This window comes from Roseiterribacter gracilis (assembly GCA_018332375.1).
Taxonomy (GTDB): domain Bacteria; phylum Pseudomonadota; class Alphaproteobacteria; order BOG-932; family Roseiterribacteraceae; genus Roseiterribacter; species Roseiterribacter gracilis.
This window is the reverse complement of record BOPV01000001.1, coordinates 1853876-1876104: the sequence shown is the minus strand read 5'-3', so window position 1 is coordinate 1876104 and position 22229 is coordinate 1853876. Positions and strand designations below refer to the sequence as shown.

Sequence of the window (22229 nt, the reverse complement as noted above, 5' to 3'; positions counted from 1 at the left end):
ACGGCCGGTAATCCCTAGGGTCCGGCCGCGTTTTCTGGGTGATCGGACAATACGATGAGTGGTCCGCCGGACGAATTCGCTGACCGGCTTCGGGCGGCGAAAGAACGGCAGGCGGGACGCGCAGGCGGTTCGTCTGCAGCGGACCGGCGCGGCATGGCTGCGGGCGTGCGCATCGCTGTCGATCTGGTCGCCGGTATTGTCGTCGGCATCGGCATGGGGTTGGCCCTCGACCACTGGCTCGGCACCAAGCCGTGGCTGTTGGTCGTGTTCACCCTGTTCGGGTTTGCTGCCGGCGTTCTGAACGTTGTGCGCACCGCCAAGCAGCTCGATGCCGAGCGCGCGGCGGCAAAAGCGCGGGGAGAGGAGTAGTCGCGTGTCGTCACCGTTGGAGCAGTTCAAGATCGAGAAGATCGTGCCGCTGAAGATCGGCGCGTACGACGTCTCGCTCACGAACTCGGGCTTGTTCATGTTGGTGGCGGTCGCGGTTGCGACCTTGCTGCTGATCGTGGGCATGCGCCGCGGCTCGCTGGTGCCGTCGCGACTGCAGTCGATCCCGGAAATTCTCTACGAAGTCGTCGCCGGCATGGTCCGCGACAATGTCGGTCCCGAAGGCAAGCGCTACCTGCCCTGGATCTTCTCGCTCTTTCTGTTCGTGCTGTTCGGCAACCTGATCGGTCTGGTGCCGTACACCTTCACCTTCACCAGCCACATCATCGTCACCTTCGCGATGGCGGCGACGATCTTCCTGGTCGTGACCTTGATCGGCTTCATCCGCCACGGCACGCATTACTTCCGGATGTTCTTTCCCGAGGGCGCCCCGCTGGCGACCGCACCGGTCCTGATCCCGATCGAATTGGTCTCGTATCTTTCGCGCCCGATCAGCCTCGGCGTTCGTCTGTTCGCCAATATGACGGTCGGCCATCTGATGCTGGCCGTGGTCGGCGGCTTCGTGGTGCCGCTGGGTCTGTTCGGAATCTTGCCGGTCGCGTTCCTGACGGCTATCACCGCCCTCGAATTCATGATCGCGGTGATCCAGGCCTACGTCTTCGCGATCCTTACCTGCATCTATTTGAACGACGCGCTGAATATGCATTAGGCGGGCAGCCGCCGAGATGTGAACTAAGCGGCGCGCCGCTTTCCGTTTTTGGTTTTTAGCTTGGAGAGAGAAGAAAATGGATCCGTTGGCAGCAAAGTATATCGGTGCTGGTCTCGCGGCGCTCGGCATGATCGGTGCCGGTCTCGGCGTCGGTAACGTCTGGGCGAGCTACTTCCAGGCAATCGCGCGCAACCCGGCCGCGAAGAACGAAATCGGCGCGTCGATCTATATCGGCTTCGCGGTGACGGAAGCGATCGCGCTGTTCGCGCTGGTCGTCGGTCTGATCATCCTCTTCGCTTAATCAGCGAAGTCTCGGTCGATGCCGCAGTTCGACTTCTCGACGATTCCGAGCCAGATCTTCTGGCTCGTGATCGCATTCGCGCTCATGTACGTGCTTGTGGGGCGGCTTAGCTTCCCCAAGATCGAGCGCGTCGTTGAAGCTCGCGCCGAGAAGATCGACCGCGACCTCGCCGAAGCTGAAGAACTGCGCAAGCAGGCCGATCAGGCCATGCAGTCGTACCGGGCAGCGTTGAAGTCGGCGCACGACCAGTCGGTCGCGGCGACGACCCAGGCGCTGTCGGCGGCGCAGGAAGACGCAGCCAAACGGCTGAAAGAAGAAGATGCGCGCATCGCGGTGCGCATCAACGAGGCGGTCGCGCGCATCGAGCGCGTGCGCGCCGAAGCGGTCACGCATCTGAAAGAGATCGCGACCGACGTGACCGCGGATCTGGTCGAGAAGCTGGTTGGCCAGCGTCCCGACGCGAACGCGGTGGCGACCAAGGTCGCCGACGCCGCGGCTCGGGAAGCTGCGACGCGGAAGGCTGCGTAAGCGATGTTGCTGTCGTTCCTGATCACGGCCGCACACGCCGCACCGGTAAGCGAAGGCAAGGCCGAGGCGCATCTGCCTTGGTATCTCGAACACGAAGCCTTCGTGCTCCTGGCCTTCGTCATTCTGATCGCGATCGCGTTCAAGCCGGCGAAGAAGGGTCTGCTGGGCGCACTCGACGCGCGCATCGCCCGCATCCGTGCCGAGCTGGACGAAGCCGAACGGCTGCGCGCCGAAGCGGCCGCGATGTCGAAAGACGCGGCGGCCAAATACGAAGCCGCAGTGCGCGATGCCGCTGCGATCGTTGCGGCTGCCAAGGACGAAGCCCAGCGTTTGCGCGCCAAGGCCGAGAAAGACCTCGCCGAGACGATCGCCCGCCGCGAGACCCAGGCGACCGATCGCATCGGCCAGGCCGAAGCGCAGGCGATTGCCGAAGTTCGCGGCCGCGCCGTTGACGTGGCGGTTGCCGCCGCGCGCGACCTCGCGACCGACGCGCTGCAGGGCCCGGCCGCAAGCCGCGTCATCGACAAGACCATCGACGAACTGGGCAAGTCGGCCGCCTAAAGGCCGCCCTGCGTCCCGTTTTGACGGGATGACGCGCGCCTGCGCGGATGCTTAGTCTTCCCCATGACCGCGCAATCGCACACGCATGAATCCAAGCTCGACGAAACCGTCGCGCTGACCGACATGCGCGTCGACCCGGCGCTTGTGCCCGCAGGGCAAGCCGAAGGATCGTCGGAAACCCTCGGCGAAGAAGCCGTCGTCGACGTCACGTCCGACATTGGCGTGTCGGTCGAATTGCATCCCGAGGAAGTGCCCGCGGTCGATCCGGACGCCGCACCTGTCGCGATGCCCGAAGACGCGCGGATGGCCGAACCGCTGCGCGACGATTTCGTCGCCGAAGAAGCCGCAGGCGCGGTGACGGACGGCGTCACGTCGGTCGAGCTGCATGCCGGCGAAGCGACGACGACAAATCTGCCGGATGAATCGATCGCCACCGATGAGATCGCCGGTCACGCGCCGCCAGTGACGTCCGGCGAGACGGTTGGCGTCATCCTCGCGCCCGATGCACCCGACGATGCGACCAGCCTGATCAACCGGCTCGGCCGTGCGGCGCGCGATGCGGCGGCCCAGTTGGCGTTGGCGCCGTCCGAACAAAAGAATCGTGCGCTGCGTGAAGCGGCGCGTGCGCTGCGCACCAAGCAAGACGTCATCCTCGAAGCCAATGCGCGCGATCTGGACGAGGCGGCCGATCTGTCGCCCGCCTTGCGCGACCGGCTGTTGCTGAACGCCGCGCGGATCGAAGCGATGGCGCGCGGGCTGGTGACGGTTGCGGGCCTTCCCGATCCGATCGGCACGGTGCTGGCGGAGTGGACGCGGCCCAACGGTCTGCACATTCAGCGCGTGCGCGTGCCGCTGGGCGTCATTGGCATCATCTACGAGTCGCGCCCGAACGTCACCGCCGACGCCGGCGCGCTGTGCATCAAAGCCGGCAATGCCGCGATCCTGCGCGGCGGCTCGGACAGTTTTCATTCCAGCCGTGTGATCGCCGCGTGCTTGGTCGAAGGGCTGGTTGCAGCGGGTTTGCCCGCCGCGTCGATTCAGCTTGTGCCAACCACCGATCGTGCGGCGGTCGGCGCGATGTTGTCGTCGCCGCAATGGATCGACGTGATCGTGCCGCGCGGCGGCAAATCGCTGATCGAGCGCGTGCAGCGCGAAAGCCGCGTGCCAGTCTTCGCGCATCTCGAAGGCATCAACCACGTCTATGTTGACGCCGCTGCCGATCTCGATAAAGCCCGCGCGATTGCAATGAACGCCAAGCTGCGCCGGGTGTCGGTCTGCGGTGCGATGGAAACCTTGCTCGTCGATCACGCGGTCGCGGATACGCATTTGCTGCCGATCCTGCAGGATCTGCTCGACGCCGGGTGCGAAGTGCGTGGCGACGCGACCGTGGTTGCGGCCGATGCGCGTGTGCGCGCCGCGAGCGAGCAGGACTGGTCGACTGAATATCTCGACGCGATCCTGTCGGTGCGCGTCGTCGACGGGATCGACGAAGCGATCCGGCACGTGAACCATTACGGCTCGCATCACACCGATGCGATCGTTACCGAAGATGAAAGCGCTGCGGCCGAGTTTCTCGCGCGCGTCGATAGCGGCATCGTGCTGGTGAATGCATCGACGCAATTCGCCGACGGCGGTGAATTCGGGATGGGTGCCGAGATCGGCATTTCGACCGGCAAGCTGCACGCACGCGGCCCGGTCGGCGCCGAACAACTGACCTCGTACAAATATCTCGTACGCGGCAACGGGCAGGTTCGGCCCTGAAACTGTTTTTTTCAGCGCTTCGCGCATGAATGGGCGACGTTTCACGCGGCCGCGGCCGCTGGCCGAGCGTGGTTGGGCCGGGTTGCGTGTCGGACTGCTGGGCGGCTCGTTCAATCCCGCGCATGAAGGCCATCGGCATCTGTCGCTGCTGGCGCTGCAACTGCTCGATCTCGATCAGGTCTGGTGGATGGTCAGTCCAGGCAATCCGTTGAAGCCTGCGCGCGGCATGGCGACGTTCGAACAGCGCTACGAAAACGCCAAGCGCAAAGCGCGCCATCCGCGCATCGTGGTCAGCGGCATCGAGCGCGATTTGGGTACGCGCTACACCGCCGATACGATTCCGGCCTTGCAGGCGCGCTTTCCACAGACCCGCTTTGTATGGCTGATGGGCGCCGACAATCTGGCGCAGATCCATCGCTGGCAGCGCTGGTCCACGATCTTTCGCACCGTGCCGATGGCAGTGTTCGACCGCCCGCCGCGGGGATTTCATAGTCTATTCAGCCCGGCTGCGCGACGTTTCGCACGGCAACGGATCGACGCCGCAAGCGCGCGGCGCCTGGCCTATGCCGCACCACCCGCCTGGGTTTTCTTCGCCTCGAAACAAAATCCCCTCTCGGCAACGGCCCTGCGTAGAGCGGGCGGTTGGTTGCGGATCGAAGAGGGCATCCCTACGTTGGACGAACATGGCAGGTAAGACGACAACCCCCAGCAAAGAAGCGACGGATTCAGTGCGCGATTTGATTCTCCGTTCGCTCGATGACGACAAAGCTGAAGACGTGACTGTCATTCCGTTGGCCGGGCGCAGCTCGATTGCCGATTGGATGGTGGTTGCGACTGGCCGTTCGACCCGTCAGGTCGCCGCCATGGCCGATCATCTCAGCGAAAAGCTCAAGCCGATGCTGGGCGGTGCGCCGCATATCGAAGGTCTGACCGCGGCCGATTGGGTGCTGGTCGATGCCGGCGACGTGATCGTGCATCTCTTCCGCCCCGAAGTGCGCAGCTTCTACGCCATCGAAAAAATGTGGAGCGTCGACCCCACCGACGACGCAGCGCGCCGAGTTTCGTAAGTGCGCATCACGATCGCGACGGTCGGCCGTACCCGCGGCGGGCCGATCGCGGAATTGTTCGATGACTATGTCCGGCGCCTGACCTGGCCGGTCGCGCTCAAAGAAATCGAGATCAAGGGCGCGTTGCCGCCCGCCGAGACCCAGGCCAAGGAAGGCCAGGCGCTGCTTGCCGCGGTTCCGCCCAAAGCCAGGGTGATCGTGCTCGACGGTGGCGGAACGGCGCTGGACAGCGAGGGGCTGGCCAGAAAACTGGGCGCCTGGCGCGATCAGGGCACGGCCGATCTGGCCTTTTTGATCGGTGGGGCCGACGGGCATACGGCGGAAATCCTGGAAAAAGCCGATCTTCGCCTGTCGCTGGGAGCCATGACTTGGCCCCATCGGTTGGTCCGGGTGATGCTGGTCGAACAGCTCTACCGGGCCGCCAGCATCCTCGCCGGGCATCCTTATCATCGTGCGTGAGGGTCCCGCCGGGACCTGCGAAAATAGCAAATGCAACGGAACGGTAATCTGCGGACTCTAGGACCCTCGTCATGAATCGGGCCGACAACACGCAGCCGCCGCGCGTCGATGACGAGGCGCCCCAAAGCTGGTTTGCGCGGCTTTGGGCATTGGTGCGCCCGCGCCTCGGCTTGATCCTGACGATCGGCGTCTTTGCGGTCGCGCTGGGCGCGTTGCAGCATCTCACCGTCGAATTCCGGTTCGATCAGGTCTACGCGCAGATGTCGTCGATCCCGGCGCGCAATCTGTGGCTGGCGGTCTTCTTCACGGCTTGCTCGTTCGTTGCGCTGACCGGCTATGACTGGTCGGCATTGCGCTACGCCAAAGTGCCGATGCCGTTCCGCATCGCTGCGTTCGCGTCTTTCACCGCCTACGCGATTTCAAACCTGATCGGCTTCGCGTTGTTCGTCGGCGGTTCGATCCGCTATCGCATCTATGCCGCGGCGGGCGTGCCGACGATCGACGTCGCGAAGATCGTCGTCTTCTGTTCGTCGACCTTCTTCTTCGGCCTGTGCGCGACCGGCGGTTTGGGTCTCGCGCTGGCGCCGGAAGAAATGGCGCCGCTGTTGCGCCTGTCGACGCATGCCGCGCGCGGCCTTGGTTGGGCGACGGTTGCTTCAGTGATTGCGCTGATCGCGCTGTCGGCGGTGCAGAAGGGCCACGTCCATGTCTGGCGCTGGCGCTTCGACGTGCCGTCGCCGTCGATGATCCTGCTGCAGATCGTAATTTCGTCGGCCGACATTCTGTTTGCCGGCGCAGCCATGTGGGTGCTGCTGCCGCCGATGCCCGACGTCGCCTTCGTCGGCTTCCTCGGCATCTATTGCGCGGCCTTGCTTGCGACCTTGATCACCAACGTCCCGGGTGGCGTCGGTGTGATGGAGTCGATCATCATTCTGGGCCTGTCGCAGCATGCGCCGGCCGGCGCGCTGCTGGGCGGCATGCTCGCCTTCCGCGCCATCTACTATCTGCTGCCGTTCCTGTGCGCGTGCTTGCTGCTGGGCTTCAACGAAGTCGCGCGCCGCTCGTCGCGCCCGTGGGTGCAGCTACGCGCGGTCGGCGGAATTACGTCGCGCATGGTGCCGACCGCGATGGCGGTGATGGTCTTCGTCGCCGGCGTCGTGTTGCTGATGTCGGGTGCAACGCCCGCGATCGAACGACGTTTGGTGGTGCTGGCCGATTGGCTGCCGCTGTCGATGCTCGAAGTCACGCACATCTTCGGCTCGTTGATCGGGCTAGGGCTGCTGATCCTCGCGCGCGGCCTGTATCGCCGTCTCGATTCAGCGTGGCACGTCTCGGTGCTGATGCTGGCCGCGGGTGCGGTTGCGTCGCTGATCAAGGGTCTCGACTACGAAGAAGCGGCGATCCTGGTCGTGATGTTCGGCGCGCTGGCTGCGTGCCGTCGCGAATTCTACCGCAAGTCGGGCCTCGCTGATCTGCGTCTGACGCCGGGTTGGTTGATCGCAATCGGCTGCGCCGTCGGTGGCACCGTGTGGCTCACCGTGTTCTCGTTCGAACACGAAGAACACACGCAGCTTCTCTGGTGGCAGTTCGCGTTCGAAAGCGACGCGCCGCGCGCCTTGCGCGCTGCCTTCGTGTTGATCTTGGTGACGACGGCCTTTGCGCTGTCAGCCTTGTTCCGTTCGGCGCGGATCGTTCCGCACGCACCCACGAACGACGAGATCGAACGGGCACGCGCAATTCTGGAACGTGGCGCGCGCGCCGAAGCCAACACCGTCTTCCTGCGCGACAAGGCCTTGTTGTTCAGCGACAACGACACCGCCTTCATCATGTATGCGGTGCGCGGCCGTAGCTGGATCGCGCTGGGCGATCCGGTCGGCGACCCAGCCGACTTCGCCGAATTGATTTGGGCCTATCGCGAAATGGTCGATCGTGCCGGCGGCCGGCCGGCCTTCTACCAGGTCACGCCCAACTGCCTGCCGCATTATCTCGATGTCGGTCTGACGCCGATCAAGCTCGGCGAAGAAGCGCATGTCGACCTCGCGTCCTTCACGCTCGAAGGCAACGAGCGCAAGCAGCTGCGCTATGCGGTGCGCCGCGGCGAACGCGACGGGCTGACCTTCGAGTTGTTGCCCAAGGAACGGGTCGGCGAAGTCTGGGACCAGCTGGTCGAAGTGTCGAATGCGTGGCTGACGGCGAAGTCGGCGGGCGAGAAGCGTTTCTCAGTCGGCTTCTTCGACCGCGACTATTTGAGCGAGTTCGACATTGCGGTCGTGCGCGTCAACGGGCGGGTGACTGCGTTTGCGAATATCTGGCGCGGGGCGCGCAACGCCTCGATCGACCTGATGCGCTACCAACCTGACAGCTCGCCGTACACGATGGAATTCCTGTTCGTGGAATTGCTGCAATGGGCCAAGGCGCAAAATTATCAAAGCTTCAATCTTGGTATGGCGCCCTTGGCCAATCTCGCGGGTCGCGAGATGGCGCCGCCGATGTGGCAACGTGTATTTGCTCTCGTCCCGAAAGTCGGTGAGAGCTGGTACAATTTCCGCGGGCTGCGTCAGTTCAAGAACAAGTTTCTGCCCGATTGGCAGCCCAGATATCTGGTTTGCCCCTCGGGTCTGGCGCCAGTGCAAGTCGTTTCCGACGCAATGGCGTTGATCTCGGGTGGTTACCGCTTCGTGGTGAGCAAGTGATCTTTCGCCGATTCTTCTCCTTGCTGGTCGTGATCGGGCTGTGCGCGCCGTGTCCGTGCTCTGCGGCACCGGCGCACGCCCAGACCCAATCCGGCGTGCAGATGGCCGCCGTGCAGGTGAAGGATGTCGAGTTCGGCCGTTTCGGTGCGGTCAAAGTTTTCTCGCCGCCCGGCAAGGTCAAAGACCTGATCGTCTTCGTGTCGAACGCGACCTGGAGCGAGGCGGACGAAAAACTGGCGAACGCGCTGGTTGCGACCGGCCGCACCGTGCTGGGTGTCGACGGCGCGCGCTACATCGCGACGATCGAAGCGCAACCTGACGGGCAGATGTGCCTCAACGGCGATTTCGACCTGATGGTGCGCGACGTCGAACGCACGCTCGATTTCGCTGAGTATCACCAGGCTTACCTGACCGGTGAAGGCGCGGGCGCCTTTATCGTCTGGTCGGCGATCGGCACGGCATTGCCCAACACCTTCAATGCCGGCATTGGCGTGCGTTTCGCACCGGTCGAGCCATTGAAGAAACAGATCTGCCTGCCGTTCGACACGCAGGACGGCAAGCGCGTCTACAAAGGTTGGCCCAACAAGGAAACGCCGTGGGTCTACACGCCGGCCGCGGGCTTTGAAGGTCCGGCGCGCGACGCTTTCGGCAAACAGAATGCTGACGCGACGGTGCTGCCTGCGACCGAAGATGCGCAACAGGCGATTCTCGACGGGATCAAGATCACCGAGACCTACAACGCGCGCGAAAATTCGATGGGCGACATTCCGACCATCGAAATCCCGCCCGCTGACGGCGTGCGCAAGGATCGTCCGCTGGTCGTGTTTTATTCGGGCGACGGCGGCTGGCGCGACATTGATCGCCAGATCGGCAGCTTCCTCGCCCAGGACGGCTATTTCGTCGTCGGCGTCGATATCCTTCGCTACTTCTGGAAAGAGAAGAAGCCCGAGACGGTTGCGACCGATTTCCAGCGGATTCTGAATCGCTACCGCAGTGTGTGGGCAAAGAAGGGCGTCGTCGTCATCGGCTATTCGATGGGCGGCGAGATGCTGCCCGCGATGTTGAACCGCGTTCCCGAACGCGTGCGCGACGACGTCAAGCTGGTGACGATGTTGGGGCCGGGGCCGTTCGCCGATTTTCAGATTTTCATGACCGGCTATCTCGGCATGCAAAGCGGACACGGCAAACCGATCCTGCCCGAGATCGCCAAGCTGGATGACATCTACTTCCAGTGCTTCTACGGCGTCGACGACAAGGACAAGACGATCTGCACGCAGAAAGACGCGCCGATCGACGAGCGAGTCGAAATGCCCGGCGGCCATCATCTTGGGTTCAAGTACCGCGAGATTGCGGACCAGATCATCGCCACCTCCAAGAAGGTCGGCGCGCGCTGAAACCGTCGCCTGTGCGTGACGTTCTCGGTGCCAGTTTGTTTTCGAGGATCCAATGACCGATAAGAAACCGCCGCGTCCCGTCGTGCTTTGCATTCTCGACGGTTTCGGCTGGCGCGAAGAAACGGCCGATAACGCCGTCGCGCAGGCGAAGAAGCCGAACTTCGATCGTCTGTGGGCCAAAGGTCCGCGCGCTTTTCTGCAGGCGTCCGAAGAAGATGTCGGCTTGCCGCACGGGCAGATCGGCAATTCCGAAGTCGGTCACACCAATCTCGGCGCCGGCCGTGTCGTGCTGCAGGAACTGCCGCGGCTCGACAAGGCGCTCAAAGAAGGCGACTTCGCGCGCAACCCTGCGCTGACCGGTTTGCTCGCCAAGCTCAAACAAAGCGGCGGCACCTGCCAGTTGATGGGATTGGTTTCACCCGGCGGCGTGCATTCGCACCAGTCGCACGTGTTGGGTCTTGCACAAGCGGTCAGCGAGGCGGGCGTGCCCGTGGTCGTGCATGTCTGGACCGACGGTCGCGACGTGCCGCCGCAAAGCGCCGCCGAACAAGTGCGCTGGTTTGCGACCGAACTGGCCAAGCTCAAGAATGCGCGCATCGGCACCGTGATCGGGCGCTATTACGCGATGGATCGCGACAAGCGTTGGGAACGCGTGCAGGCCGCCTATGATGCGATGGTCGACGCAAAAGGCGTGACGACGGCGCCCGATGCAGTCACTGCGATCGAGCAAGCCTACAAGGACAAGGTCACCGACGAATTCGTGCCGGCGACGGTGATCGGCGACTACAAAGGCATGCAGGATGGCGACGGAATCCTGTGTGCAAATTTCCGCGCCGATCGGGTGCGCCAGACATTGGCCGCTTTGCTTGACGCCAAGTTCGAAGGATTTGCGCGCCACCGCGCGATCAAGTTCGTCGGTGCGACTGGCGTTGCCGAATATTCCGAAGCGCTGAACAAGCTGGTCGCGACGATGTATCCGCCGCAATCACTGACGCATGTGCTGGGTCAGTTGGTTGCGGATGCTGGGCTGAGGCAGCTGCGTGCAGCCGAGACCGAGAAATATCCGCACGTGACCTTCTTCTTCAACGGCGGCCGCGAAGAACCCTATGCAGGCGAAGACCGGATCATGGTCCCGTCGCCGAAAGTCGCGACGTACGATTTGCAGCCGGAAATGTCGGCCGCCGAATTGACCGACAAGGTTGCAGCCGCAATCGACACCGGGCAGTACGATCTGGTGGTGATGAATTACGCCAATCCCGACATGGTCGGTCATACCGGTTCGCTGTCGGCTGCGATCAAAGCAGTCGAAGCGGTCGATGCCGGTTTGGGGAAGATCGTCGCGTCGGTCGAACGCCAGGGCGGTGCGATGCTGGTCACCGCCGATCACGGCAATTGCGAACTGATGCTCGACCCGGAAACCGGCGGACCGCACACCGCGCACACGCTGAACAAAGTGCCGATCGTGTTGGTCGACGCGCCGGCGGGTGTGGTGGGCATGAACAACGGACGTCTTGCCGATATCGCGCCGACGTTGCTGGCGTTGATGCAGCAACCACAACCGCCCGAGATGACAGGCCACAGCCTGCTCAGCAGGCAAACCTGATCGCGACGCGCACCCTTCTGCTGCTCACGGCGCTGCTGCTTGCAGCGCCGTTTGCGCCCATTTCATTTGCTAGGGCACAGGCGCCGGCCGAGAAACTCAAAAAGATCGAGCGCGAAGTCGAGCAGCGCAAAGCGCGCGCGGCCGAACTTGCCAAGCAACGCGAGACATTGGCGCGCGAGATGGACTCGCTGCGCGGAGACCTGACCCAATCGGCGGCGCAGGTGCGGGCGCGCGAGCAGGAATTGTCGGATGCCGAACGCGGTCTTGCGCAGGCGAGCGACGATGAAAAGCGACGCAGCGAAGCGCTGGAGCATGAACGCGCCAACCTGGCGCAATTGCTGTTGGCCTTGACGCGGGTTGCGACCTTGCCGACCGAAAGTCTGGTCGCGTTTCCTGACACGCCGATCGATTCTGCGCGCGCGGCGCTGTTGATGCGCGCGGCGGTGCCGTCGATTGCCGAGCGGGCGCGCGCGCTGAATCAGGAATTGGTGCGGCTGGCCGAACTTCGTCGTGGCCTCGATGGCAAGCGGCGCGACGCGCAGCGCGCCGAACAGGCGCTCAAACTGCAGCAGGTCAGCTTGGGATCGCTGCTGGAAAAGCGGCAGCAACTGGCCACCAAGACCGAGGCCGATCGTCGCGCTGAAGAGGACCGGATCACGTCGCTGTCACGCGACGCGAAGGATCTGCGCGACCTGATGGCCAAGATTGAGGCACAGCAGCGTGCCGAAGAGGCGCGGGCGGCTGCGGCGGCGAAAGCAGCGAAGGCGAAAGGCAAGGCGCCACCTGCTGAACGGGAAACGCCGCACGGACCCTTGGTTTCAAGCGGCGCCTATCCGGTCGCCGGTACGGTTCGCGTGCGCTATGGCCAGACTGACGATGTTGGATCGGCTGCGCGCGGCATCACGATCGCGACGCGCGCCGGTGCGACTGTTACAGCGCCGCTGGCGGGGAAAGTACGTTTTGCAGGTCTATTCCGGAGTTATGGGCGGATCTTGATCCTCGAACATCCGGGTGGATATCATTCGCTAATCGCTGGATTTGGGCGTGTCGACGCGGCTGTCGGCGCCTCGGTCGGAGCGGGCGAGCCGGTCGGGATTATGCCGTCCGACGCAGGCGAGAGGCCGGACCTTTACTTCGAGTTCAGACGAGACGGCCACCCTATCGATCCGCAGCAGGCGACATCGGTCAAAGGACGGAGCGGTTAAATGCGCACCACGCTGAAAATTGGCGCAGCAGTGCTTGGCACGGCGCTACTGGCAGGACCGGTTGGTTATGCCGTCGCGGACAGCAAAAGCTCCGAGACGTACAAGCAGCTCAATCTGTTCGGCGACGTGTTCGAACAGATCCGCAGCGAATATGTCGAGCCGGTCGAAGACGCCAAGCTGATCGAAGCTGCGATCAACGGCATGTTGTCGTCGCTCGACCCGCACTCGTCCTACATGAACGAGAAGCTCTACAAGGACATGCAAGTCCAAACCCGCGGCGAGTTTGGCGGGCTTGGGATTGAAGTCGGCATCGAGAACGGCGTCGTCAAAGTCATTTCGCCGATCGACGATACGCCCGCGTCGCGCGCCGGCGTGAAGTCCGGTGACTACATCACGCATTTGAACGGCGAGCAGATCGTCGGCATCGGCCTCAACGAAGCGGTCGAGAAGATGCGCGGCAAGCCGGGCACCGACGTGAAGATCACGATCCGCCGTCCCGACGTCACCGACCCGATCGAAATCAACCTCAAGCGCGAACAGATCCGCGTCCAGTCGGTGAAGTACCGCGTTGAGGGCGAAACCATCGGCTACATCCGCATTTCCTCGTTCAACGAGCAGACCCAGCCGGGCCTCGAAAAAGCGATTGCGGAAATCAAGCAAAAGACGGCCGGCAAGCTGCTCGGCTACGTGCTCGACCTGCGCAACAATCCGGGTGGTCTGCTGACCCAGGCGATCAGCGTCTCGGACACGTTCCTCGACAAGGGCGAGATCGTCTCGACGCGCGGCCGTCATTCGGAAGACGTCGAACGCGTGAACGCAAAGCCGGGCGATCTCGCCAACGGCCTGCCGGTGATCGTGCTGATCAATGGCGGTTCGGCGTCGGCCTCGGAAATCGTCGCCGGCGCGCTGCAGGACCATCACCGCGCGATCCTGATGGGCACGCAGAGCTTCGGCAAAGGCTCGGTCCAGACCATCATGGAACTCAAGAACCATGGGGCGATGCGACTGACGACGGCGCGCTACTTCACGCCGTCGGGCAAATCGATCCAGGCCAAGGGCATCACGCCGGACATCGAAGTGAAGGCCGCCAAGGTCGAGGAAGTCGCCTCGCTGGGCAGCGGCCGTCGCGAAGCCGACCTCAAGGGGGCGCTGTCGAATCCGGACACGCTGAAGACCGATGGCAAGCCCACGACCCCGGCCGCTCCGCCCGCCGGCGGACCGGGCGAACCCGGCGTCGGGGCCGCGCCAGCCGAGATTTCGTCGGCAAAACCTGCCAAACCCTCGGGCGCAAATGTCAACGCGCCGCCGGAAGTGGACTATCAGCTCTCAAGAGCGCTGGACCTTCTGCGCGGAGTAGCGATGTTCAACACGCGCGCGGTCAATTGATTCGCCGCAGACAAGCGCGAAGGGGATTGCGCGCGTGCGCTGGCGAATTCGGAAGCACAGACTAGGCGGGGGCGACAGCAGGTCGGGGGGATCCAAGATCCATCCCTTGGCCGGGCTGAGCCTTGTCCTGCTCATTTTCATCAGCGGCGTTGCTGCGTGGCTCCTGTGGGCCTCGCCGACGACCAACCGTCAGCTCGCCAGCCTGGGCGCCGTCGAAGTCGCGATCGAAAAACTACCGCCGGGCGCCAAGCCCGATACCGGCCCGCTGGGTGCGCCCGACAAGGCCCCTGCGGTTGGCGCCCTGGTCGAACTGCCGGTGCTGCAGCCGCCGCCGGTGCCCAAGCTCGACGTCACGCCGGTCGGTCCCCAGCGTAAGACCGCCGACGCCACCCCGGCAGCGACGCCAGGCACGACCCCGCCGGCCGGTACGCCACCCGCACCAGGCACCAACGCGCCGGCTACCACGACCCCAGGCGCGACCGCGCCAGGCACGCCGCCGGGCACCACCACCGTCAACGTTCCGACGATGTCGAACGCCGCGCCCGAGGCGTTGAAGACGGTCACCGCCCCGTTGCCGCCCGCCCCGGTGGCCGAACTCACCGAACAGTCGCCGGCTGGCCCGCTGCCCAAGATCGGCGCCGACGGCCGCGCGCCGTGGCGCGTCTATAGCCGTCCTGCCGACCCGGCCGAAAAACGCCCGCGCGTCGCGATCGTGGTCACCGGCCTTGGCCTCGCCAACGAAGCCTCGATGACCGCGCTCAAGCTAGCGCCCGAAGCGACGCTCGCTTTTGCGCCGTTCGTCGACCGTCTCAAATTCTGGGTCGAAGACGCGCGTAAGGCCGGCCACGAAGTTCTGCTGTCGGTTCCGATGGAGCCGACCTCGTATCCGAAAGACGATCCCGGTCCGCAGACTTTGCTGACCAGCTCGACCGAGACCGACAACAGCACGCGGCTTCTGTCGATGCTATCGCGCGCGTCGGGCTATGTCGGGATCATCAATTCCGCCGGCTCGCGCTTTCAGGGCGATAGCGGCGCGATGAAGCCGGTGCTGACGCAGCTGCGCCAGCGCGGCCTGCTGTATCTCGAACTGCGCACCGCGACGCAGAGCGCATCGCCGCCGATCGTGCAGGCGTTGGGGCTGCCCTATGCCAGCGTCGATCGCGTGCTGGATTCACCCGCGACGCGCGTTGCCGTCGACACGGCGCTTGCCGAACTGGAAGCAACGGCGCGGCAGAAGGGATTTGCGATCGGCGTCATCGGTCCGCATCCGATTGCGCTCGAACGTCTGCAAGCCTGGTTCGGCACCTTGGCGCAAAAAGGCATCGTCGCCGTTCCGGTCAGCGCCGTGGCCACAGCATCCGGTGCTGGCCCGGTCGCATCGACCAACTAAGCCGGCATCGCTGCACGTGACGGACGATACGGACCGGTTCTATCGGCCCAATGTCGGGGTCGCTTTGTTCAATCGCGACGGCAAAGTGCTGGTCGCGCGCCGCCGCGGTTCGTCGGACGCGTGGCAGATGCCGCAAGGCGGCGTCCACGACGACGAAGATCTCGAACAAGCGGCGCGTCGCGAACTGGCCGAAGAAGTCGGCGTGCGTTCGGCTGAGCTGCTCGGCCGCGTCGAGGAATGGCTGCGCTACGACCTGCCGGCCGAAACGCTCGCCAACCATCGCTGGAAAGGCAAATGGAAAGGTCAGCGCCAAGCCTGGCTTGCGATGCGCTTTACCGGTCCCGACAGCGAGATTGATCTGACGGTCGAAAAGCCGCCCGAATTCGACGCCTGGAAATGGGTTGCGCTGGCCGACGTCCCGTTGCTGATCGTGCCGTTCAAGCGCGCGATCTACGAACGTGTCGCGCGCGACTTCGCACGCTTTACCCAACCTGTATGACCGACGAACGCGCGCAGCAGCGTCTGAGCTTTCTGGCGCAGCAGGGATTTGCCGGCGCACGCATCGAAGCACTGCCGGCCGACGCATCGTTCCGCCGCTATTTCCGTTTGCATGACGGCCCGCGCCCGGCGTTGCTGATGGATTCACCGCCCGACAAGCTGGACGTACGCCCGTTCGTGACCGTGGCGACGCATCTGCGTCGTCTGGGTCTTTCAGCGCCTGACCCGTTCGCGGTCGACGCGGTGCTCGGCCTGGTGCTGGTTGAAGATTTCGGCGACGCGACCTTCACCAATCTGTTGGCGAACGGCGCCGACGAGCGCGCGCTCTACGCGCTGGCGGTCGACGCGCTGGTGCAGTTGCAACGCGCACCGGACGCGACCGCGGTGACGGTGCCGCCCTACAATCGCGCGCTGCTGCTGACCGAAGCTTCGTTGTTGGTCGAATGGTTCTGGCCCGCCCATCATGGGGCGATCGCCGATCCATTGGTGCTGGAGTCGTGGCGCGCTGCCTGGGACGCGGTGTTCGACGCGTTGCCGCCGGGTCCGACCACGCTCGTGCTGCGCGACTACCATGTCGACAATCTGATGCGGCTCGACGGGCGCGACGGTGTTGCGGCGTGCGGGCTGCTCGATTTCCAAGATTCGCTGCTGGGCTCGCCCGCCTACGACCTGGTCTCGCTGCTGGATGACATTCGCCGCGACGTGAGCGACGCGGTGGTGGTCGAGATGCGCGCCCGCTATGGCGCCGCGCTGTCGCCGGCGCCGGGGTTCGACGCGTGGTACGCGGCGCTCGGCGCGCAACGTCTCAGCAAAATCCTGGGCCTGTTCGTGCGTCTGGCAGTGCGCGACGGAAAGCACGGCTATCTGCGCCATTTGCCGCGCGGAACGCGATTGCTCGCGCGCCAGCTCGAGACCCCCATTCTGGCGCCGGTTGCGTGTTGGTTCGACACGAACTTTCCCGACTGGCAGCGCTCGCTTGAGGTGGATGCAGCCATGCTGGCTTCGCTGCTTGTCGCTCCTCGTCCTGCTGCGTAGGTTCGCCCTCCGACGCAATAATCTTTCAGGAACGACTCCGATGGCTTTCCTTGCCGCTCGCCTCGACCGCATCCAGCCGTCGCCGACGATTGCGGTGACCGCGAAAGCGCGCGCGCTGAAAGCGGCCGGTCGCGACATTATCGGCCTGGGCGCCGGTGAACCTGATTTCGATACGCCCGAACACATCCGCAAAGCCGCCGAGCGCGCCATCGAAGCGGGCGACACGCGTTACACCGACGTCGACGGCACGCCGGCGCTGAAAAAGGCGATCTGCGCCAAGTTCGCGCGCGAAAACCGCCTGACCTACACGCCGGACCAGATCTCGGTCGGCACTGGCGGCAAGCAGGTTCTCTACAACGCGCTGATGGCGACCTTGAACCCGGGCGACGAGGTGATCATCCCCGCGCCGTACTGGGTCAGCTATCCCGATATGGTGCTGTTGGCCGAAGGCGTGCCGGTCGTCGTCGAATGCCCGGCCGACAACGGCTTCAAGCTGCGCGCGGCCGATCTGGAAGCGGCGATCACGCCCAAGACGAAATGGATCATCCTCAACAGCCCCAGCAATCCGACGGGCGCTGCCTACAACCACGCCGAAATGAAGGCGGTCACCGACGTGCTGGTGAAACACCCGCATGTCTGGGTGATGACCGACGACATGTACGAACACATCACGTTCGACGACTTCAAGTTCGTGACCCCGGCCGAAGTCGAGCCGTCGTTGTTCGCGCGCACCTTGACCGTCAACGGCGTGTCGAAAGCCTATTCGATGACCGGCTGGCGCATTGGCTATGCCGGCGGCCCGGTCGAGCTGATCAAGGCGATGGCGAAAGTGCAGAGCCAGTCGACCTCGAACCCGTCCTCGGTCAGTCAGGCGGCTGCAGTCGTAGCGCTCAACGGCCCGCAGGATTTCATCAAGCCGCGGGCGGAGAAATTCCGCGAGCGCCGCGACCTCGTCGTGTCGATGCTGAACCAGGCGAAAGGCATCACCTGTTCGCGTCCCGAAGGCGCGTTCTACGTCTACCCGTCCTGCGCCGGCACGATCGGCAAGAAGACGCCGTCGGGCAAAGTGATCGAAACCGACAACGACTTCGTCGAGCAGCTGCTCGAAGCCGAAGGCGTTGCGGTGGTGCAGGGGACTGCGTTCGGCCTGGCGCCGTTCTTCCGTATCTCCTACGCGACCGACACGGACTCGCTCGAAGAAGCCTGCCGCCGCATCCAGCGCTTTTGTGGTTCGCTCAGCTGAGCTGCATCGGCCAACGATAAAAAGGCAGGCGCCGGATAGGCGCTCGCCCTTTTTCGTTTCGCGTTCCGGTTTTACTTGGCCGCTTGCAGTGCTGCGAGTTTGAGCTGCACCAGCATCGACAACTCGTCATAGACGACCCACTCGTCGACAATTTTTCCGTCGATGATGTGGAAGTGGGTGACGCCCATGACCGATAGTTTGTAGCCGGTGGGCGCGCCCAGCGGACCGTAGCCGAAATGATGACCGTCGAGCGTCCAGCGCAGCGCGATCTTTTCGCCGCCTTCTTCACTGACGACCGAACAGACATGCTGCGGAACGAAGGCGCAGTCGGGCATCAGCGCAACCAGTCGCATCGTCTGCTGCAGCACGGCCGCCGGCCCCAGCAATTCGCGCATCAACGGCCCGTGCCATTGGCAGTTCGACGCGTAGATCTCGCGGATCTTCCCGAACAGGCGCTTGTTGTAGATGTGATGCAGCCAGCGCAACAGCTGCGCTTCGGTATCGGTATGGGCGATCGAAACATCGGCTTCGGCCTCGGGCGGATACTGGCCCAGCAACCGACGATTTTCTGACAGCTCGAACACTTCTTCGCCGCGCGCGAATTTTGCCTGCGCAATTGCCTGCGCGTACGCGTGCGGCTCGATGCCGAGCTGCACCAGCTGGGCCATGTTGTCGCGAACGATCCACTCTTTGTAGATCTTGTTCTCGAGGATCATGCACTCCGCGACGGTTCGCGTCACGAAGGTGCGGCCGGTCGGTTTGCCCATGGCGCCAAATTCAGTATGGCGTCCCATACCGTGCGTCATGTGGCTGGTATAGAAACCGTCGACGTCGTTGCCGCGCCAAATCACCTGTTGCGCCATGCCTCGCCGGTCGGGCATTTCGACGAGACGCTGGATGGTGTCGCGGATGTGGGTCTCGCGATCGTACATCGTGCCCAACGTCGTGTAGGCGACGCAATTATGCGTGTAGTGCGTATAGATCAGCCCGACGTCCCGTTCGTCCCAGATACGGTGCGTACAGCGAACGATGTAGTCGACGATGTCGGTGTAGCACTCGTCGAAGCCGCGCATGCGCTGTACGCGCGGGCGGTTCTCAGGAACCAGCTGGGTGAAATCGCGGCGCTCGACCTGCAAGACCGCGCGCGAATCGTCGGACTGCGGATCGGCAGTGGCCGGCCCGGCCATGCTCACGCTTTTGTTCTGGGAGCTCATCGTTTCTCCTGACCCTGGCAGTAGTGTGCATGACGCGCCGGAATTGCACGACCGCTGATTGCTGGCCTAAACGCTTCGTTCGCATCGGCACTTCAGATCGACGTGCAGATGCGCCTTGCGCACGGCCCGCGGATGATTTAGCTGGGTTTTGCATTCGAATGCAAGTTAGGATGCGGGCCCCAGATTGGAGCAGTTGCCGTGACACGATGGAGCCTCGACGATTTGAACCGGCGGCTCGTCCGTTATGCGGACCTCATCCCGTGCCGGACTGCCTTTGTCGATACCAAGACACCGGGTTCGACCGAGAAGGAAAACTTCACCATCATCGGGCCCGGCGTGTCTGAGAACGCAGACCAGCACGTCCACATCGCCGAGAAGCATGGCTTCAACATCGGCGGGGCACGCCAGCCGTTCGGCTGCATCAACTCGCAACACAGTCACGATACCGCTGAAGTCTTCGTCGTGCATTCGGGCCGCTGGCGCCTGCTGTTCGGCCCCAATCGTGAAGACGGTTCGATCGAGGTCGGACCGGGCGACGTGATGTCGGCGCCGACCCACATGTTTCGCGGCTTTGAAAAGATCGACGACGGGAAAGGCTTCATCTTCTTCGTCCTCGGCCAGGACGATCCCGGCAAAGTCGTGTGGGCGCCGGCCGTCCTCGAAGCCGCGGCCGAAAACGGAATGCGCCTTGCGCGCGGCGGCCGTCTGATCGACACGTCGCAGGGCGACTATGTGTTGAAAGACGTCGAACTCGAAGACGTCGCCGATGCCGACAAGCTCGCGTCGCTAAAGACACCGCCGCTCGAGAAGCTGCGGGAATGCGTTGTCGTCTACGGTTCTGCGGTGGCGAACCCGCAGTCGGCGTTGGCGGGCGACGGCGTCGAAGAGGCGGGCGTGATCGTGCCGCAACGCACCTCAGACCGGTTCGAGCCCGGACCGATCACAGGCTGGTGGCCGCATGATTTCAACCTGCGTCAGCTGACGCTGCAATCCGGCGCCTTCGTTCCGCGCCACAGCCGGCGGGAAGTCGAAGTGCTGTTCGTTCATGAAGGCGTGCTCGAAGTGGGCTGGGAAGACGGTTCGATCGTGATGGGACCGGGCGATACGATGACCGTGCCGGTTGGTCTGCCGCATTCATTTCGCAACACGTCGTCTGCCCGTACCGTCGTATTTGTCGTGCGCGGTACGGAAAATCCGAGCCTGCCGACCTTCAACTGACGCAGCGCGTTCGGCACCGACAAAAAAACGCACCGGCCTGAGCCAGGTGCGTTTTTTCATTTCCTGCGCGCCGGGTTCAGCCGAGACGTCGCAGACGGATCTCCGCAGCCTTGCGGTGTCCTTCAAGTCCTTCGCTGTCGCTTTGGCGGATCGCAGGCGGCGCGACGACGCGGATTGCCTTGTCCTCGAGCCATTGGTGGGTGGCAATCTTCACGTACGATCCAACCCACAGACCGCCGGTATATTTCGCAGCCCCCATCGTCGGCAGCGTGTGGTTGGTGCCGACATTCTTGTCGGAATAGACCACGCTTGCGTTACGCCCGATGAACAGCGAGCCGTAGTTGCGCAGCTTGGCGCCGAAGCCATGCGGGTCTTTGGTGTGCACTTGCAGATGTTCGGCCGCAACGTGATCGGAATAGGCGATCATCGCTGCTTCATCGTCGCACACGACGATCTCGCCGTAGTCGCGCCACGACAGTTCGGCGACCTTGGCAGTCGCGAGCACGTTCAATTGGCGTTCGACTTCGGCCAGCGTCGCCTCGGCAAGCGCACGATCGGTCGTGATCAGACCGACGCGCGTGCGCACGTCGTGTTCGGCTTGACCGAGCAGGTCGGCCGCAATCAATTCGGGATCGCCGCTTGCATCTGCGACCACGAAAATTTCCGACGGACCGGCAAGCTGATCGATGCCAACGGGACCGAAGACCTGGCGTTTGGCTTCATTCACGAACGCGTTGCCCGGTCCCATGATCTTATGCACCTGCGGCACCGTTTCGGTGCCGTAGGCCATCGCAGCAACCGCCTGCGCGCCGCCGATCAGAAAAATGCGATCGGCGCCGGAAAGATGGCAGCCGGCGATCATCGCCCGGTGCGCGTTGGGCGGCAGACACGCCACGACCTCGTCGCAACCTGCGACCTTCCCCGGCACGATGGTCATGATCGGCGCCGACAGAAGCGGAAAGCGCCCGCCCGGCACGTACGCACCGACTCGTTGGATCGGAATGACGCGATGGCCGAGATGGAGACCCGGATAGGGTTCGATCTCAAGCGGCTGGATCGTCGATAGCTGCGCCTCGGCAAAGCGGCGCACGTTGGCGATCGCGAATTCAGTGTCCGAACGCGTCTGCACGTCGAGTTCGTCGACCGCCCTCTGCCGATCGACGGCGCTGACTTCGAACCGGTCGAGTTCGGCGCCATCGAACTTCTTGGCGTACTCGCGCACCGCTGCGTCGCCGCGCTCGCGCACGTCCTTCAGCACCGCGGTCACGGTCGCAACCACCTGGCTGTTGTCGGCGATCTGGTCGCGCGTCGGTGCCTTCACATAGGCAAGGCGGGCGACAATCGACTCCGGCGCGCTGACAGTGGCCATTCCTGCAATCCTCCTGATGATCCGTCGTCGAGCAAAGCAACGCTGTTGCTTATTGCATTCGAATGCAGATGTCACGCGGTGGCGAGCGTCGCAGGCGCGACGAGTTTCTCACCGGCAATCGCCGCTGCACCGCAAACCTTCGGAAGAAACGTGCATTCGGAGGCATCCGATTCGCGGGAATTCGGCGCGATTGTAGGGTTCAGCGCTA

The 22229-nt window shown here is 63.8% G+C and carries 22 protein-coding genes; 19 read left to right on the top strand and 3 right to left on the bottom strand.

The genetic code is table 11. The features are described from left to right. The first annotated feature begins 54 nt into the window (after positions 1-54). From TMPK1_RS09315 to gpmI, 12 genes are all read left to right on the top strand, one after another. Positions 55-369 carry an AtpZ/AtpI family protein gene (locus TMPK1_RS09315; RefSeq protein WP_420242705.1) on the top strand — a complete coding sequence of 105 codons (315 nt, stop codon included), beginning with the start codon at positions 55-57 and terminating at the stop codon, positions 367-369. A gap of 4 nt (positions 370-373) precedes the next feature. After that, positions 374-1096 carry a F0F1 ATP synthase subunit A gene (locus TMPK1_RS09310; protein ID WP_420242704.1) on the top strand — a complete coding sequence of 241 codons (723 nt, stop codon included), beginning with the start codon at positions 374-376 and terminating at the stop codon, positions 1094-1096. 76 nt (positions 1097-1172) lie between these two features. Then, positions 1173-1397 (top strand): F0F1 ATP synthase subunit C, encoded by a 225-nt coding sequence (locus TMPK1_RS09305; protein WP_420242703.1) that lies wholly within the window; start codon positions 1173-1175, stop codon positions 1395-1397. Positions 1398-1415: 18 nt separating this feature from the next. Beyond that, on the top strand, positions 1416-1925 hold the full coding sequence (locus TMPK1_RS09300; protein ID WP_420242702.1) for a F0F1 ATP synthase subunit B family protein: 510 nt from the start codon (positions 1416-1418) through the stop codon (positions 1923-1925). A gap of 3 nt (positions 1926-1928) precedes the next feature. After that, complete coding sequence (locus TMPK1_RS09295) at positions 1929-2486, top strand: F0F1 ATP synthase subunit B family protein (RefSeq protein ID WP_420242701.1); 558 nt, start codon at positions 1929-1931, stop codon at positions 2484-2486. 489 nt (positions 2487-2975) lie between these two features. Continuing rightward, a complete protein-coding gene (locus TMPK1_RS09290; RefSeq protein WP_420245641.1) occupies positions 2976-4247 on the top strand; it encodes a glutamate-5-semialdehyde dehydrogenase in 1272 nt (423 codons plus the stop codon). A 25-nt stretch (positions 4248-4272) separates the two neighbouring features. After that, positions 4273-4941 (top strand): nicotinate-nucleotide adenylyltransferase, encoded by a 669-nt coding sequence (locus tag TMPK1_RS09285; RefSeq protein WP_420242700.1) that lies wholly within the window; start codon positions 4273-4275, stop codon positions 4939-4941. Continuing rightward, on the top strand, positions 4931-5314 hold the full coding sequence (gene rsfS / locus TMPK1_RS09280; protein WP_420242699.1) for a ribosome silencing factor: 384 nt from the start codon (positions 4931-4933) through the stop codon (positions 5312-5314). The genes TMPK1_RS09285 and rsfS overlap by 11 nt, the downstream gene beginning before the upstream one ends. Then, positions 5315-5773, top strand: a complete 459-nt coding sequence (rlmH, locus tag TMPK1_RS09275; protein WP_420242698.1) for a 23S rRNA (pseudouridine(1915)-N(3))-methyltransferase RlmH — start codon at positions 5315-5317, stop codon at positions 5771-5773. Between the two features lie 71 nt (positions 5774-5844). Further along, the gene (gene mprF, locus TMPK1_RS09270) at positions 5845-8466 is read left to right on the top strand and encodes a bifunctional lysylphosphatidylglycerol flippase/synthetase MprF (RefSeq protein ID WP_420242697.1); all 2622 of its coding nucleotides are present in this window, start codon (positions 5845-5847) and stop codon (positions 8464-8466) included. Then, the gene (locus TMPK1_RS09265) at positions 8463-9860 is read left to right on the top strand and encodes an alpha/beta fold hydrolase (protein ID WP_420242696.1); all 1398 of its coding nucleotides are present in this window, start codon (positions 8463-8465) and stop codon (positions 9858-9860) included. Before mprF ends, TMPK1_RS09265 begins: the two co-directional genes overlap by 4 nt. 52 nt (positions 9861-9912) lie before the next feature. Beyond that, positions 9913-11463, top strand: a complete 1551-nt coding sequence (gpmI, locus tag TMPK1_RS09260) for a 2,3-bisphosphoglycerate-independent phosphoglycerate mutase (protein WP_420242695.1) — start codon at positions 9913-9915, stop codon at positions 11461-11463. A gap of 62 nt (positions 11464-11525) precedes the next feature. Here gpmI and TMPK1_RS09255 read toward each other — a convergent pair whose 3' ends face one another. Further along, the gene (locus TMPK1_RS09255) at positions 11526-12071 is read right to left on the bottom strand and encodes a hypothetical protein (protein ID WP_420242694.1); all 546 of its coding nucleotides are present in this window, start codon (positions 12069-12071) and stop codon (positions 11526-11528) included. Here TMPK1_RS09255 and TMPK1_RS09250 point away from each other — a divergent pair. The 6 genes from TMPK1_RS09250 to TMPK1_RS09225 all read left to right on the top strand — a co-directional run bounded on the left by TMPK1_RS09250 (position 12042) and on the right by TMPK1_RS09225 (position 18220). Beyond that, positions 12042-12668 carry a murein hydrolase activator EnvC family protein gene (locus TMPK1_RS09250; RefSeq protein WP_420242693.1) on the top strand — a complete coding sequence of 209 codons (627 nt, stop codon included), beginning with the start codon at positions 12042-12044 and terminating at the stop codon, positions 12666-12668. The genes TMPK1_RS09255 and TMPK1_RS09250 overlap by 30 nt on opposite strands. Further along, complete coding sequence (locus TMPK1_RS09245; protein WP_420242692.1) at positions 12669-14054, top strand: S41 family peptidase; 1386 nt, start codon at positions 12669-12671, stop codon at positions 14052-14054. It abuts the gene before it with no gap. Between the two features lie 106 nt (positions 14055-14160). Beyond that, a complete protein-coding gene (locus tag TMPK1_RS09240; protein ID WP_420242691.1) occupies positions 14161-15444 on the top strand; it encodes a divergent polysaccharide deacetylase family protein in 1284 nt (427 codons plus the stop codon). 10 nt (positions 15445-15454) lie between these two features. Continuing rightward, positions 15455-15943, top strand: coding sequence for an RNA pyrophosphohydrolase (locus TMPK1_RS09235; protein ID WP_420245639.1), 489 nt, complete (start codon positions 15455-15457; stop codon positions 15941-15943). Next, positions 15940-16977 carry an aminoglycoside phosphotransferase family protein gene (locus TMPK1_RS09230; protein WP_420242690.1) on the top strand — a complete coding sequence of 346 codons (1038 nt, stop codon included), beginning with the start codon at positions 15940-15942 and terminating at the stop codon, positions 16975-16977. Before TMPK1_RS09235 ends, TMPK1_RS09230 begins: the two co-directional genes overlap by 4 nt. 40 nt (positions 16978-17017) lie before the next feature. Next, on the top strand, positions 17018-18220 hold the full coding sequence (locus TMPK1_RS09225) for a pyridoxal phosphate-dependent aminotransferase (RefSeq protein ID WP_420242689.1): 1203 nt from the start codon (positions 17018-17020) through the stop codon (positions 18218-18220). A gap of 71 nt (positions 18221-18291) precedes the next feature. On the opposite strand, the gene TMPK1_RS09220 is transcribed toward TMPK1_RS09225, so the two are convergent. Further along, positions 18292-19434, bottom strand: a complete 1143-nt coding sequence (locus tag TMPK1_RS09220; protein WP_420242688.1) for a nuclear transport factor 2 family protein — start codon at positions 19432-19434, stop codon at positions 18292-18294. Positions 19435-19632: 198 nt separating this feature from the next. On the opposite strand from TMPK1_RS09220, the gene TMPK1_RS09215 reads away from it, so the two are divergent. Next, positions 19633-20652, top strand: a complete 1020-nt coding sequence (locus TMPK1_RS09215) for a cupin domain-containing protein (RefSeq protein WP_420242687.1) — start codon at positions 19633-19635, stop codon at positions 20650-20652. A gap of 76 nt (positions 20653-20728) precedes the next feature. Here TMPK1_RS09215 and hisD read toward each other — a convergent pair whose 3' ends face one another. Next, positions 20729-22021 (bottom strand): histidinol dehydrogenase, encoded by a 1293-nt coding sequence (hisD, locus tag TMPK1_RS09210; RefSeq protein WP_420242686.1) that lies wholly within the window; start codon positions 22019-22021, stop codon positions 20729-20731. Positions 22022-22229: the final 208 nt, after the last annotated feature.